This is a genomic window from Streptomyces sp. yr375, from assembly GCF_900110755.1.
GTDB lineage: Bacteria > Actinomycetota > Actinomycetes > Streptomycetales > Streptomycetaceae > Streptomyces.
The window spans coordinates 16,269-31,000 of sequence record NZ_FOFF01000021.1; the positions used below are offsets into that span (position 1 = coordinate 16,269).

Here is a 14,732-nt window from a genome sequence, read left to right on the forward strand (position 1 = left end):
ACGGTTACGCCGGAAAGGGTCCGGTGGCGAGCGGTTCCGTCGAGGAGGGGTGTGTGGAGAGCGGTTTCGTCGAGGCGGGTTACCGGGTCTGGGCCGTGGGGGGGCTGCCCGAGGTGCGGGGCGGGGACGATCTTGCCAAGCTGATCGCCGCCGCCGAGCCGGGGCTCGTCGACGGGGACGTGCTGCTCGTCACCTCGAAGATCGTCTCCAAGGCGGAGGGGCGGGTCGTCCGGGCGGCGGACCGGGAGGCCGCCATCGACGCCGAGACCATACGGGTCGTGGCCCGGCGCGGGACGCTGCGGATCGTCGAGAACCGGCAGGGCCTGGTGATGGCGGCGGCGGGCGTCGACGCCTCCAACACCCCTTCGGGGACGGTGCTGTTGCTGCCCGAGGACCCGGACGCGTCGGCGCGGGCGATCCGGGACGGGCTGCGGGACACGCTCGGGGTCGACGTCGGGGTCGTCGTCACCGACACCTTCGGGCGGCCCTGGCGCGCGGGGCTCACCGACGTGGCGATCGGCGCCGCCGGGGTGCGGGTGCTGGACGACCTGCGCGGGGGCACGGACGCGTACGGCAATCCGCTGAGCGCGACGGTCGTCGCCACGGCGGACGAGCTGGCCGCCGCCGGTGATCTCGTGAAGGGGAAGGCCGCCGGGCTGCCCGTGGCCGTGGTGCGCGGGCTGGCGCATGTGGTGGCCGACGGGGAGGAGACCGCGGAGGGCGCGCGGGCCATGGTGCGGGGGGCGCGCGACGACATGTTCCGGCTCGGGACGTCCGAGGCGGTGCGGCTGGCCGTCACGCAGCGGCGGACCGTGCGGTCCTTCACCGACGAGCCGGTCGATCCCGGGGCGGTGCGGCGGGCTGTGGCGGCGGCCGTCACCGCGCCGGCGCCGCATCACACGACGCCGTGGCGGTTCGTGCTGCTGGAGTCGGCGGAGGCGAGGGTCCGGCTGCTGGACGCCATGCGGGACGCGTGGATCGCGGATCTGCGGCGGGACGGGAAGTCCGCGGAGTCCATCGCCAAGCGGGTGCGGCGGGGGGACGTCCTGCGTACCGCGCCGTATCTGGTGGTGCCGTGCCTGGCGATGGACGGGGCGCACACCTACGGGGACGAGCGGCGGGACGCGGCCGAGCGGGAGATGTTCGTGGTCGCGGCCGGGGCCGGCGTGCAGAACTTCCTGGTCGCGCTGGCCGGGGAGCGGCTGGGGTCGGCGTGGGTGTCGTCGACCATGTTCTGCCGGGACGTGGTGCGGAAGGTGCTGGAGCTGCCGGAGGGGTGGGATCCGATGGGGGCGGTGGCGGTCGGGCACCCGGCGGTGGAGCCTCCGGCTCGGGGGGAGCGGGGGGTGGAGGGGTTTGTTGTGGTGCGGTGAGGTGCGGTGAGGTGCGGTGCGGTGCGGTGGGGGGAACGGGGGGTGACGTGGGTGGTTCGGTGAGGTGCGTGGTGCGGTGCGTGGTTCGGTGAGGTGCGTGGTTCGGTGACGGCCTCGTGCGGTTACGGGCCTCGTGCGGTGAGGAACGTGTGCCTACTCTCTTAGCAGCCTCTTCGTCGATCCCGGGACTTCATCGTGGCAGGACGGTTCTCTCCCCGGCCCACGCGTACGACCGTGCGCGGTGGGTATGTCGGGGTGCCTCGGCAGGGTTCCGGGGCGGGGGCTGATGAGGCTGGGCTGGTGCGGGAGTACGTACCGGACGGGGCGCTTGATCTTGGGCTGGTGCTGGGGCCGCTTCGGCGGGGGCCCGGTGATCCCACGTTCCGGGTGATGCCGGACGGGTCCGTGTGGCGGGCCAGTCTCACGCCTGCCGGGCCGGGGACGTTGCGGGTCGCCGCGGTGGACGGTGGTGGTGTGGTGCGGGGGGAGGCCTGGGGGCCGGGGGCCAAGTGGTTGCTGGAGCGGTTGCCGGAGTTGCTCGGGGCCGCTGACGCGCCGGAGGCGTTCGTGCCTCGGCATCGGGTGGTCGCGGTGGCCCGGCATCGGCGGCCGGGGCTCAGGCTGACGCGGACCGGGCTGGTGCTGGAGTCGTTGATCCCGTCCGTGCTGGAGCAGAAGGTCACGACCGACGAGGCGTATCGGGCGTGGCGGTTGCTGGTGCGGAAGTTCGGGGAGCCGGCGCCGGGGCCTGCGGCGGGTGGGCGGCTGTGGGTGATGCCGGCGCCTCGGGCGTGGGCGTTGATTCCGTCGTGGGAGTGGCATCGGGCGGGTGTCGACGACAAGCGGGCGGCGACGATTCTGCGGGCCGTGCGGGTGGCGGGGCGGATGGAGGAGGCGGTGGGGATGACTGCGGAGGATGCGCGGGCTCGGTTGGAGGTGGTGCCGGGGGTCGGGCCGTGGACGTCGGCGGAGACCGTGCAGCGCAGTCATGGGGCGGCGGATGCGGTGACGGTGGGGGATCTGCATCTGCCGGGGATCGTGGGGTGGGCGTTGGCGGGGGATCGGGGGGCTGATGATGCGGTGATGTTGGAGTTGTTGGAGCCGTATGCAGGGCAGCGGCATCGGGCGGCTCGGTTGATCTTGTTGAGTGGGAGGGTGCCGGGGCGGCGGGGGCCGCGGATGCGGCGCGGGGATATCGGGGGGTTGTGAGGCGGTCTGCGACGGCGGGGGGAGGGGAGTTCGCCCCCGCCGCCCCTACCCGTCCCATCCCCAGGGGCGCTGCCCCTTCGGCCTCGCCAGGGGGCTCTGCCCCCTGGACCCCCGTCGGCGCTGAAGGGGCCTCGTCCTCAATCGCCGGACGGGCTGGAGTGTCCGGCCCTCGTCCTCAAACGCACCCCCACCCAACGGGCTGAACGGCAACCCCGGCTACTGGTCCGACGAGAAGCGGACTGCGCCTGCTGGGATTTTTGCGTTGCACCAGATTCTGGCGCCCTCGCGGAGTTCGTTGTCGGGGCCGATGATGGCGTCGTCGCCGATGACCGTGCCGGTGAGGACGGAGCGTTCGCCTACTCGGGCTCGGGTGCCTATGAGGGAGTCCGTGATGACGGCGCCGGGTTCGATGACGGCGCCCGGGAGGATCGTAGAGCCGAAGACCCGCGTGCCCTCCGCCACGTACGCGCCCTCGCCGACCACCGTGCCGCCGGTCAGTTTGGCGTCGGGGGCGACCCTGGCCGTCGGGAGGACCAGGCGGTCGCCGCAGCGGCCGGGGACCGCCGGGGACGGGGCTCGGCCGAGTACGAGGTCCGCCGAGCCTCGGACGAAGGCCGCCGGGGTGCCCAGGTCCAGCCAGTACGTCGAGTCGACCATGCCCTGGAGGTGGGCTCCGGCGGCGAGGAGGTCGGGGAACGTCTCGCGTTCCACCGACACCGGGCGGCCGAGCGGGATCGTGTCGATGACCGAGCGGCGGAAGACGTACGCCCCCGCGTTGATCTGGTCGGTGACGATCTCCTCGGGGGTCTGGGGTTTTTCGAGGAAGGCGAGGACTCTGCCGGTCTCGTCCGTGGGGACCAGGCCGTACGCCCTCGGGTCCGTCACCTTGGTGAGGTGCAGGGAGACGTCCGCGCCCGTCGTCTCGTGCGTGGCGACCAGTCGTCTGATGTCCAGGCCGGTGAGGATGTCGCCGTTGAAGACCAGGACCGGGTCGTCCGGGGACGAGGTAAGGCGGGACGCCACGTTGCGGATCGCCCCGCCGGTGCCGAGGGGTTCGTCCTCCGTCACGTACTCGATGTGCAGGCCCAGGGCCGCGCCGTCGCCGAAGTACGGTTCGAAGACCTCCGCCAGATAGCTCGTCGCCAGGACGATGTGGTCCACGCCCGCCGCTCTCGCCCGCGCCAGTTGGTGCGTGAGGAACGGCACCCCCGCCGCCCTGACCATGGGTTTGGGCGTGTGCACCGTGAGGGGGCGCAACCGGGTGCCCTTGCCGCCGACCAGGAGGATCGCTTCTGTCACCTTCGTCTCTGCTTCCTGCCGGGACCGGCCGAACTGTCTTTCGACCGGCCAGTGTATGCAGACCGTTTGCAGACTGTGTGCAGACCGCTGTGCGGTGGCTTCCAGGTCGTTGGTGGTTCGTGCCGGTCCCGGTTCCGGTTACGGTCTCGGTTCCGGTTCCCGGTGTGCTTCGGTCGTTCGCTTGCCTCAGCGGCCCTGGTAGCGCGCCGCGGTCGTGCGGGCCGAGCCGAGCTTGCCGTAGAGCTGCTTTCCCGGGCATTCGGTGGCGAAGCCGTCCCGGTGACCTGAGATCACGTCGAGCCGTACGTTCTTTCCCTTTGCGTAGAGATTGCCACCCCCGGACTTCAGGTATGTCTTGGCGTTCGGATTCGCGCCGAAGACACCCAGCTTCCACGCCGTCAGCCGTGCGATGGCCGTGACCGTCGCGGCGGTCGGCTTGGCGCTGGTGAACGTGCCGAGGACGGCGATGCCCATGCTGTTGGTGTTGAAACCGAGGGTGTGAGCGCCCAGGACCGGCTTCGCCACTCCCCCGGCGCGGCCCTCGTAGATGGTGCCGCACTTGTCGACGAGGAAGTTGTAGCCGATGTCGCGCCAGCCCATGCTCTTGACGTGGTAGCGGTAGATACCGCGGATGACGGACGGGGCCTCGGAGCACTTGTAGCTGTTGCCCGTCGCCGTGTGGTGCACGAACGCCGCCTTGACCGTCGTCGTGTAGCGGAAGCCGCTCTCCCGCACGCTCTCGTCCGCGCCCCAGCCGCGCCGCGTGACGATGCTCGGGCGCGGGCCGATGTACGGCTTCGCCCGCTGGGCGGGGGTCAACTCGGCCGCGCGCAGGGCGAAGAGCTCGCGTTCGGTGCCCGCGCGGTCCAGGGCGGGGATCTCCGTGGCGCCCAGGGGGGCGAGGGGGGTGTTCGCTGCCGAGGCCTCCGTCGTCTCGGGGGTCATCGGTACGGCGTCAACTGTCGTGGTGGGGGCGCCGGGTGTTGTGGGGGGTGGGTCGGCCTTCGCGGCCGTTTCCGTGGTCGGGGGTTGGGGGCCGCTGCGCTGTGCGCCGGCGGGGGCGTGTTCGGGGGTGGCTTCTCCTGGGTCTACCAGGTCCAGGCGCAGGCCTGACGGGAGGGGGGCGGCCGTCGAGAGGGTGCGGGTGCCCCGGCTCGTCTCCTCCGTACGGCGTTCCGTGTCCGGGTGGACTCGGACCTCCACGCCGTCGGAGTCGCCGACCCAGAGCGGGGCCGTGGCCCCGTGGACCCGTCCCGAGACGCTCTCGGGGGTGCCGGGGTCGGCGCCGTGGTCCGCGTTGTGGGTCTCGACGTCCTGCCAGTCGGACCAGCCGCCGGTGCCGGCCGCGCGGGTGCGGACCTGGACTCGGCCGTGGAGTTCGGTGCCCGGGTCGTCCCAGACGACGCCGAGGAGCGAGAAGTGGCGTACGTCCCGGCGGGGCAGGCCCCGGTCGGAACCGGTGCCTCCGGTGCCGCCGATGGCACGGTCGCCGGTGAGGGGGGTCAGGGGCAGCGACTGGGTGCTGCCCGGGAGGTCGGGGAGGTCGGGGAGGGATCTTGTCGGTGGGGTGTCTGGGCTTGTGGCCCTGGCCGTCCCGGCGAGCGCCGCCTCCGCGGCCGGCGCCGGTCGCACCGTCGCCGCGGTGGCGGAGGGGGTCAGCGGGAGGGCGAGAGCCGCCACGCAGGTGACACCGATCGAGGAAGCAAGCAATCCACGCATGCCACCGATCCTGGACATAGTCATACATTTCTGTCCATCGGGGAATTGACGGGGCGTCGGGCGCGTTCCGCCGAACCGGTGGCCCCAAGACGGCTCCCGGAGGGTCCGGCGACGCGTGCGGCGGTGGGGCGGCGCGTACGCTTGCGCGGGTGACTGCCACCGATCGCACCCCTGCCGACCTGCTGCGTTCCGCGCTGGCCGCGGACCCCGCGCGGCCCCTGGTGACCTTCTACGACGACGCCACGGGCGAGCGGGTCGAATTGTCCGTGGCCACCTTCGCCAACTGGGTGGCCAAGACCGCGAACCTCCTCCAGGACGGGCTGTCCGCCGAACCCGGCGACCGGGTCGCACTGCTGCTGCCCGCGCACTGGCAGACGGCGGTGTGGCTGCTGGCGTGTTCGTCGGTCGGGGTCGTCGCGGACGTGGCCGGGGATCCGGCGCGGGCCGATTTCGTCGTCGCCGGGCCGGGTTCGTTCGAGGCGGGGCTGGCGTGTCGGGGGGAGCGGTACGCGCTGTCGTTGGCGCCGCTCGGGCGGCGGTTCGTGCCGGGTCCTCCGGAGGGGTACGACGACTATGCCGTGAACGTGCCGAGTTTCGGGGACCGGTTCGTGCCGTACGTGCCTGTCGATCCCGAGGCGGCTGCGTTGATCGTGGCCGGGGGTGAGTACAGCGGGGCCGAGGTGGTCGCTCGGGCGCGGGCGGAGGCGTCTGGGCTGGGGTTGACGGGGCCTGGGGCTCGGTTGTTGTCGGGGGTGGGGTACGACACGTGGGAGGGGTTGAGTGCCGGGTTGTACGCGCCGTTGGCCAGTGGGGGGTCTGTGGTGTTGTGTCGGAATCTGGCGGGGGTGGGTGAGGAGGCGTTGGCGAAGCGGATCGAGAGTGAGCGGGTTTCTGTGACCGTTCTTTGAGGTGCCCTTCGCTGGTCAGGCGCCCGGTGTTGATGCCGGCCTTGCTGGGGGCTGCCGCCCCCAGGCCCCCGCTTCGGCCCTTAAGGGGCCTCGTCCTCAAACGCCGGACGGGCTGAGAGCAGGCACCCTCGCGACCGGCGGTCCCACCTCACCCCCTCACGCTCCCCCTCACCCATTCAGCCCACCCCCACCCCCCTACACCCCCCACTTCGCGCCATCGTCGTAAGAGCAGCTCTGTATGCCGTGCGGCGACGTGGGAGGGGGTGGGATGGACGTGAGGCGGTTCGTGAGGTGGTCCGGGCGGCGGTGGCCTCGGGAGCCGGGGCCGCCTCGACGGGTTCGGGGGCGGCCGATGGTTCGGGGGCGGCGGCGGTGGGTGCGGTACGGGGTCGGGGGTGTTGCCGTCGCTGTGCTGGGGGTCGGGGTTGCCGGGTGGGTCGTCTACGTGAAGCTCGATGGGAACATCACTCGGGATGACGCCGCCGCCGCGGAGTTGGCGCGGTATGCGAAGGAGCGGCCGACCTCGTTGGTGAAGGACGCGCAGAACATCCTGCTCATCGGGTCGGACTCGCGGGCCGGGGACGGGAACGCGGAGTACGGGCGGGACTCCGGGACCGAGCGGTCGGACACGGCGATCCTGTTGCATCTGGCGGCCGGGAGAGGGAGTGCCACCGCCGTTTCGCTGCCTCGCGACTTGATGGTGCAGGTGCCGGCTTGTCTGCGGGGCGACGGGAAGCGGGCCGGGCCGATGTTCGCGATGTTCAACTACGCCTTCCAGACCGGGGGTTCGGCCTGCACGATCCGGACCGTGGAGAAGCTGACCGGGGTGCGGATCGATCATCACGTCGTCGTCGACTTCAGCGGGTTCAAGGATGTCGTCGACGCCGTGGACGGGGTCGAGGTCTGTCTGCGCGAGCCCATCGACGACAAGGCGGCCAAGCTGCGGCTGCCGGCCGGGAAGGTCACGCTCGACGGGGAGCAGGCACTCGGGTACGTGCGGGCCCGTAAGTCACTCGGGGACGGGAGTGACACCGACCGGATGGAACGGCAGCAGCGGTTCCTGGGGGCGCTCGTCAACAAGGTGCAGAGCAATGACGTCCTGCTGAACCCGGTGAAGCTGTATCCGGTGCTGGACGCGGCCACGTCCTCACTCACCACCGACCCGGATCTGGCGAGTCTGCGCGGACTCTACGAACTCGTGCGCGGTCTGCGAGACATTCCCACCGAACATGTGCAATTCCTGACCGTTCCACGGGAGTCGTACGTCTACAACGCCAATCGCGACCAACTGGTGGAGCCCGAGGCGGAAAAACTCTTCGAACGGCTGCGGACGGACATGCCGGTCGCGGTTTCTCAGGAACTTCCCACGAAATCCGACTCTTCGGGCTCTCCGAAGTCGGGTGACCACGGGCCGTATCGACCGCCGGGCGGGACCCCTGCGGCTTACGGTGCGGTTTCGCCCGCTCCGCCCGCTCCGACCTTCCCCGGGAACACCGCCGCCGAGGACGGCTGCGGGTAAAACGCTTGCCAAACCCAGACCTTCCGGGGAACTGGAGTTCAAAGAAATAGGGCGGATTGCCCGCTTGTAGGGGCGTGGAATGTGTCACGGGCGTCGCTCGACGCCGAACCGGGCGGATAGTGTGAGCGATCCGGTGCACCCGGCCGCGAGGTCATTCCCCGGGTCGTGCATCGGTGACCGAGACCCGAGCGCCTTTGAGGGGGGAAAGGCGCCGCGTGGCCCCGACGGAGGATTCTGAGAACCGTGGACGCGCAAGGCCGTGGGCGGGCGGAGAACATCGATCCCGCAGACCAGTGGGTGCTCAATCCGAACACCGGCGAATACGAACTGCGACTGAGTCCTTCCGGACCGCAGTCGGCGGTGCCCGGGCCGCGTAGATCCGGCTCCGGCCGATCCGCCAGCGGTGGCGGGGGTCGTGGCAGAGGCAGCAGTGGTGGTGGGGCGGGGCGTGACGCGTCGTCGTCGCCGCCGTCCTCGTCGCCGGCCTCGTCCGGGGTGCTGACCGGCTCCGAGGTGCCGGGGCCGCGGCGTCGCCGCGGTGCGGTCACCGAGGAACCGGCGGCCAACCGGCGCGGGCGTCGGCCGGTGAAGAAGAAGTCGAAGGCCAAGAAGATCCTGCTGTGGACCGGCGGGATCATGGCCTTCGTCCTGGTGGGGACGGCCGGCGCGGCCTACCTCTATCTCGAGCATCTCAACGACAACATCACGTCCGTCTCCGACGACGGCGCGAGCACCGGTGGCTTCAGCAAGGACAAGGCGATCAACCTGCTGGTCATCGGCACCGACAAGCGCACCGGCTCGGGCAACGGCGGGTACGGCGACTCCGGCAGCGTGGGTCACGCGGACACCACGATCCTGCTGCACGTCTCCAAGGACCGGACGAACGCGACCGCGCTGAGCATCCCGCGCGACCTGATCGTGGACGTCCCGGACTGCCAGACCGCGCAGGCGGACGGCACCAGCAAGGTCATCCCGGGCACGGAAGGCGTCCGGTTCAACACCAGCCTCGGGCAGGACGACCGTACGCCGAGCTGCACCATGCGCACGGTGACGGAGCTGACCGGGATCACCCCGGACAACTTCATGGTCGCCGACTTCAACGCGGTGAAGACGCTGACCACGGCGGTCGGCGGCGTCGAGGTGTGCCTCGGCAAGGACATCGACGACCCGGACTCGCATCTGAAGCTGTCCAAGGGCACGCACACGGTCCAGGGCGAGCAGGCGCTGGCCTTCGTGCGCACCCGGCACTCGGTGGGCTTCGGCGGCGACCTGAGCCGGATCCAGATCCAGCAGCAGTTCCTCAGCGCGCTGATGCGCAAGCTGAAGTCGAACGACACGCTCACCAGCCCCACCAAGATGATCAAGCTGGCGGAGGCGGGCACCAAGGCGCTCACCGTCGACTCCCAGCTCGACAGCATCGACAAGCTGAAGGATCTGGGTCTGGAGCTGGGCAAGCTCGACGTCAAGAACCTGACCTTCACCACCGTGCCGGTCGTCGACAACCCGGCCGAGAAGGTCAAGGCCACGGTCGTCCTGAACAACTCGACGGCGCCCACCGTCTTCCAGATGATCAAGGACGACGTCTCCTTCACGAAGGTGAAGGAGCAGGCGGCGGCTTCGAAGGACGCGGCCGCCGCTGCCGCCGCGGCGCGTCTGAAGGGCACCCAGTCCGCCGCCTCCGCGGTGCGCGTGCAGATCATGAACGGCGGCGCGGTCTCCGGCAGCGCGCAGGAGACGCTCAACTGGCTGCAGATCCAGGAAGGCATCACGAAGTCCGAGAACGCGGGCAACGCGCCCGCCGAACTCGCGAAGACGACGCTCGAGTACGCGCCCGACCAGGCCGACCAGGCACGCAAGCTCGCCGCCGTCATGGGGCTGCCCGGAAGCGCCCTGAAGCCGGGCAAGAGCGTCGAGAACTCCCAGGGTCTGCCGACGATGACGCTGACGCTGGGCAAGGACTTCAAGGGCGCGGGCGTCTCGCTCACGGCTCCGACCACCGTGCCGGACACGGTCCAGAAGTCCACGGCGGACAAGGTTCAGTGCGCCAAGTAGGTCCGGGCAGGTAACCCTTCGGGCCCGTCGTGCGTCTGACTGGACGCGGGGCGGGCCCGTGTCAGGCGCACGGCGGGGAGGGGCAGGGGAATGGCGAGGAGCAGTGGGGTGCAGGGGGAGGTTCCCGCGGTCGAGGGCACGAAGTCCGCGGCCGACCGGGACCAGCAGGATCGGCAGAAGGACCAGCAGGACCAGCAGGATCGGCAAGGCCGGGAAGACGGCAAGCAGGACGGCACGCGGGGCCAGGACGCGGGCGGCGAGGGCGCCAGACACGGTGGCGGGGCCAAGGGCGTAGGCAAAGGCGGAGCCGGTGGTGGCGGCGGGCGTGGGCCCGGTCGTACACGGCGGCGTCGACGCGCGTTGCGCTGGTCGGCGACCGTGCTCGCGGTGGTGATACTCGGCGGCGCGGGGGCCGGATACCTCTACTACGAGCATCTCAACGCGAACATCAAGAGCGACGACCTGAACATCGGCGACGCCAAGGACCGGGCGGCCGACACGGAGGCCAACGCGGCCGGGCAGACGGCGCTGAACATCCTGCTGATCGGTTCGGACGCCCGGGACAGCCCGGAGAACCAGAAGCTGGGCGGGGCCAGGGACACCTTCGACGGTCCGCCGCTCGCGGACGTCCAGATGCTGCTGCACATATCGGCGGACCGCAGCAACATGTCGGTGGTGAGCATGCCGCGCGACACCCTGCTCGACATTCCCAAGTGCACGGACCCCGACGACAAGACCACCTACCCGGCGCTGACCGACACGATGGCGAACGTGTCGCTCGGCCGTGGCGGCCCCGGCTGCACGGTGGCCACGTGGGAGAAGCTCACCGACATCCACATCGACCACTTCATGATGATCGACTTTTCGGGTGTCGTGTCCATGGCGGATGCGATAGGCGGCGTCCCGGTCTGCGTCGACGCCAACGTCTACTCGCACACCAGCAGCGGCAAGGGCTCCGGCCTGAAGCTGGCGGCGGGCACCCACGCCGTCAAGGGCGAGCAGGCCCTCCAGTGGCTGCGCACCCGCTACGGCTTCGAGGACGACACCGACCTGGCCCGCGCCAAGGCGCAGCACATGTACATGAACTCGATGGTCCGCGAGCTGCGCGCCAACGCCAAGCTGACCAACCCCAACAAGCTGCGCAAGCTCGCCGAGGCGGCCACCAAGGCGATCACCGTCGACGACGGCCTGGACACCATCACGAAGATGTACGACCTGGCGGGCGAGCTGCAGAAGGTGCCCACCGACCGCATCACGATGACGACGATGCCCAACCGCTACCAGGGCGAGCGGGTGGTGCCCACGGAGGACGCCACGCAGTTGTTCCGGCTGGTGCGCGACGACATCGCCCTCGACGGCAAGGACGCCAAGAAGGTCGTCGCGAGCCCGTCCCCGACGGCGACGGCGGCCACCGACCCGGCCGCCGCGAACGACGAGATCGCGGTGCAGGTCCACAACGGCACGTACACGGACGAGCTGGGCGCGGCCCGCGGGCGCGCGCGGGACGTGACGGAGGTGCTGACGGGCAAGGGCTTCGCCCAGGCCGTCGCGGACGGCTCGGCGGCCACGGCCGTCGCGCAGACCGTCGTCCGCTACCCGAGCGCCGACCTCCAGGGCGACGCCCTGGCCGTCGCGAAGGCCCTCGGCATCCCGGCGAGCCAGGTGAAGAAGTCCACCGAGGTCTCCGGGGTCACGCTGATCGTGGGCGCGGACTGGCGGTCGGGTACGACGTTCAAGGTCGCGGCGAAGGACGACACGACGCCCGTGTCGGCCGGGGCGATCAACGCGTCCGACACCACCCAGTGCATGCACGTGGACCCGAACTACATCTGGTAGTCAGGGCAGTTCGGGTCCCGGGGTGCTTTTCGGCGCTTTCGGCGCTCAGTGCGCGTCGCTGAGGACGGCCGGGCGGCGGGACGCGATGACCTTCCTGGCCAGCGCCTTCGGGCTGGTCAGGAAGCCGAGGCCCCACGACATGTGCATGGTGGCGAGGGCCACGGGGATCCGCAGCCGGGCCTTCGCCGGCAGGCCCTTGCCGGCCGGCAGCGACCCGGCGACGATCGCCGCGAGGTAGCCGCCGGGGATCAGGAAGCCCAGCGGGGTGAGCACCGCGCCGACCACGATCCCGGCCGCGATCGCGCACACGGCGGTCGGCGGGGCGAGGTAGCGCAGGTTGATGGAACCCTCGTGGTAGCGGGCCACGACGTGCCGCCAACGGCCGTAGTCCTTGTACTGCTTGGCGAGCGCCCGCACGCTGGGCCGGGGCCGGTACGACACCTTCAGCTCCGGCGAGAACCAGATCAGGCCGCCCGCCTCGCGGATGCGGAAGTTCAGCTCCCAGTCCTGGGCGCGGATGAACTCCTCGTTGTAGCCGCCCTGTTGCTCCAGCGCCTCGCGCCGGAAGACCCCGAGGTACACGGTCTCGGCCGGGCCGGCCTGGCCGCCGGTGTGGAAGGCGGCGTTGCCGACGCCGATCTTCGAGGTCATGGCGGCGGCGACCGCGTGCTCCCAGTCGTTCTCGCCCTCGGCGTGCATGATGCCGCCGACGTTCTGCGCGCCGGTCTCCGCCAGGAGCCGCACGGCGGTGGTGATGTAGTTCGGCGAGAGCATGCCGTGCCCGTCGACGCGGACGACGATCGGATGCCGGGAGGCCTTGATCGCGGCGTTGAGGGCGGCCGGGGTGCGGCCGGTCGGGTTGGGCACGGTGTGCACGCGCTTGTTCGCGGAGGCCGCGGTCTCCGCCACGAGCTGGGCCGCGATCTCGTCCGTACGGTCCGTGGACGGACCGAGGGCGATCACGACCTCCATCTCGCCGGCGTACTCCTGCGCGAGGATCGCTTGGACGGCTCCGCGCAGATGCCGCTCCTCGTCGAGGACGGGCATGATGACGGACACGGCGGGGAGCTGCACGTCGGGCTTGGCGTTCATAGGGGGTTCACGTTACCGCGAACGGGGGACACGGCCCGCCCCGCCGGGTGCGCTGCGCCGGTCGGCAGATCGTATGGGCCTACCGTTCCAACGGCTCCCCCCGCCCACGGCCGCCGCCCGGAGGTGCCCCGTATGCCCACCACTCCGCCCCGGTCCCCGCGCCCCCCGCACCCGCAGCGCCACGCACCGCGTCCGCCCGTCCGGCCCCTTCGGCGCACGCGCCGGCCGCGCTGGGCCATGCGGGCGGCGACGACGCTCTCGGTGGTGCTGCTCGCCGCCGCCGGGATCGGCCACTCGGTGATCAGCAGCCTCGACGCGGACATCGCCCGCGTCGACCCCTTCAAGGACATGAAGAACCGGCCGCGGGCCGGGCACGGCATGAACGTCCTGCTGGTCGGCACCGACGGCCGGGACCGCATCACGAAGGCCGAGCGCAGCCGCTACCGGCTGGGCGGAGCCCCGTGCCACTGCACCGACACGATCATGATCGTGCACATCTCGGAGGACCGGGAGCGGGCCAGCGTCGTCAGCCTCCCGCGCGACTCCTACGCCGAGACGCCCCCGCACACCGACCAGGTCACCGGCAAGGCGCACCACGGCCACCCGATCAAGCTCAACGCGGCGTACGCGGAGGGCGGCCCGCAGCTCACCGTGCGCACGGTCGAGAAGATGACCCACGTGAAGATCGACCACTACCTGGAGGTCGACTTCGTCAGCTTCATGAAGACGGTGGACGTGCTGGGCGGCGTCAAGATCTGCACGGCCAAGCCCCTCAAGGACTCGTACACCGGCCTGGACCTCGCGGCGGGCACGCACACGCTGCTGGGCGGCGAGGCTCTTCAGTACGTCCGCTCCCGGCACACGGACGCCACCTCCGACCTGGGCCGGATGCAGCGTCAGCAGCGTTTCCTGGCGGCGCTGGTGGACCGGGCGACGTCCTCCGGGATCCTGCTGAACCCGCTGAAGTTCCGGGACGTGACCCGGGCGGTGCTCGGCTCGGTGCGCGCCGACCGCGGCTTCGGCACCGACGAACTGCTCGACCTGGGCCGGGCGATGCGGTCCTTCTCCCCCGCCTCCTCCGAGTTCACGACCGTCCCCATCGGGCGGATGGGATACCTGGTGAAGGGCATCGGCTCGACGCTGAAGTGGGACCCGGTGAAGTCGCAGCGCCTCTTCGCGGCCCTGCGCGACGACGAGCCCCTCGCCGCCGCCCACGCCCGGCCGGCCGCCGGCCGGGGCACGCTCGTGGACGTGGCCCCGCAGCGGATCCGGGTCCAGGTCGAGAACGGCACGCGTACGACGGGTCTGGGCAGGCGGGTGGACACCGCGCTGGCGGCGACGGGCTTCGACACGACCCGCCGCCCGGCCACCGCCGCCGGCCCCGCGCTCGCGCGCACGGTCGTCGCCTACGACCCCCGCTGGGACCGCTCCGCGAAGTCCCTCGCGACGGCCCTCCCCGGCAGCGAACTGCGCCCCGTGAAGGGACTCGGCCCGACGCTCAAGGTCATCGCGGGAGCCGACTTCCGGCAGGTACGGAAGGTGCGGGCGGCGGCGGACACGGGTACGGAGGCGGGTGCCGGGCAGGGGGCGTTCGGGGTGGTCCGGGGGGACGAGGTGGGGTGCTCCTGAGGGGTGCCACGTAAGGGGCGACCCCCTGGGCTGTACTCCTGGGCCGTACTCCTGGGCCGTACCCCTGATGGGGGTCCGCCCGATGGGCCTGCGCCC

10 protein-coding genes are annotated in these 14,732 nt (G+C 71.3%); 7 read left to right on the forward strand and 3 right to left on the reverse strand.

Translation table 11 applies throughout. The features are described 5' to 3' along the window. Positions 1–53 precede the first annotated feature (53 nt). Both BMZ82_RS21175 and BMZ82_RS21180 read left to right on the forward strand, forming a co-directional pair. On the forward strand, positions 54–1,373 hold the full coding sequence (locus tag BMZ82_RS21175) for a coenzyme F420-0:L-glutamate ligase (RefSeq protein ID WP_093778266.1): 1,320 nt from the start codon (positions 54–56) through the stop codon (positions 1,371–1,373). A gap of 195 nt (positions 1,374–1,568) precedes the next feature. After that, positions 1,569–2,582 (forward strand): DNA-3-methyladenine glycosylase family protein, encoded by a 1,014-nt coding sequence (locus tag BMZ82_RS21180; protein ID WP_093778075.1) that lies wholly within the window; start codon positions 1,569–1,571, stop codon positions 2,580–2,582. A 216-nt stretch (positions 2,583–2,798) separates the two neighbouring features. Here the strand turns inward: BMZ82_RS21180 and BMZ82_RS21185 are convergent, their stop codons facing one another. Together BMZ82_RS21185 and BMZ82_RS21190 are read right to left on the reverse strand one after the other, a co-directional pair. Next, positions 2,799–3,881 carry a mannose-1-phosphate guanylyltransferase gene (locus BMZ82_RS21185; protein WP_093778077.1) on the reverse strand — a complete coding sequence of 361 codons (1,083 nt, stop codon included), beginning with the start codon at positions 3,879–3,881 and terminating at the stop codon, positions 2,799–2,801. Positions 3,882–4,067: 186 nt separating this feature from the next. After that, a complete protein-coding gene (locus BMZ82_RS21190) occupies positions 4,068–5,600 on the reverse strand; it encodes an N-acetylmuramoyl-L-alanine amidase (RefSeq protein ID WP_093778079.1) in 1,533 nt (510 codons plus the stop codon). Positions 5,601–5,749: 149 nt separating this feature from the next. Here BMZ82_RS21190 and BMZ82_RS21195 point away from each other — a divergent pair, with 149 nt between their 5' ends. From BMZ82_RS21195 to BMZ82_RS21210, 4 genes are all read left to right on the forward strand, one after another. Next, the gene (locus tag BMZ82_RS21195; RefSeq protein ID WP_093778081.1) at positions 5,750–6,508 is read left to right on the forward strand and encodes a TIGR03089 family protein; all 759 of its coding nucleotides are present in this window, start codon (positions 5,750–5,752) and stop codon (positions 6,506–6,508) included. 352 nt (positions 6,509–6,860) lie between these two features. Then, positions 6,861–8,027 (forward strand): LCP family protein, encoded by a 1,167-nt coding sequence (locus tag BMZ82_RS21200; protein WP_093778083.1) that lies wholly within the window; start codon positions 6,861–6,863, stop codon positions 8,025–8,027. Positions 8,028–8,270: 243 nt separating this feature from the next. Further along, positions 8,271–10,079 carry an LCP family protein gene (locus tag BMZ82_RS21205; protein WP_093778085.1) on the forward strand — a complete coding sequence of 603 codons (1,809 nt, stop codon included), beginning with the start codon at positions 8,271–8,273 and terminating at the stop codon, positions 10,077–10,079. Between the two features lie 90 nt (positions 10,080–10,169). Then, complete coding sequence (locus BMZ82_RS21210) at positions 10,170–11,915, forward strand: LCP family protein (protein WP_256252031.1); 1,746 nt, start codon at positions 10,170–10,172, stop codon at positions 11,913–11,915. A gap of 45 nt (positions 11,916–11,960) precedes the next feature. Here the strand turns inward: BMZ82_RS21210 and BMZ82_RS21215 are convergent, their stop codons facing one another. After that, entirely contained in the window at positions 11,961–13,007 is a 1,047-nt protein-coding gene (locus tag BMZ82_RS21215) for a glycosyltransferase family 2 protein (protein WP_093778087.1), read from the reverse strand. Positions 13,008–13,139: 132 nt separating this feature from the next. On the opposite strand from BMZ82_RS21215, the gene BMZ82_RS21220 reads away from it, so the two are divergent. Continuing rightward, positions 13,140–14,636: an LCP family protein gene (locus BMZ82_RS21220; protein ID WP_093778089.1), complete on the forward strand. Its 1,497-nt coding sequence runs from the start codon at positions 13,140–13,142 to the stop codon at positions 14,634–14,636. The last annotated feature ends 96 nt before the right edge of the window (positions 14,637–14,732 follow it).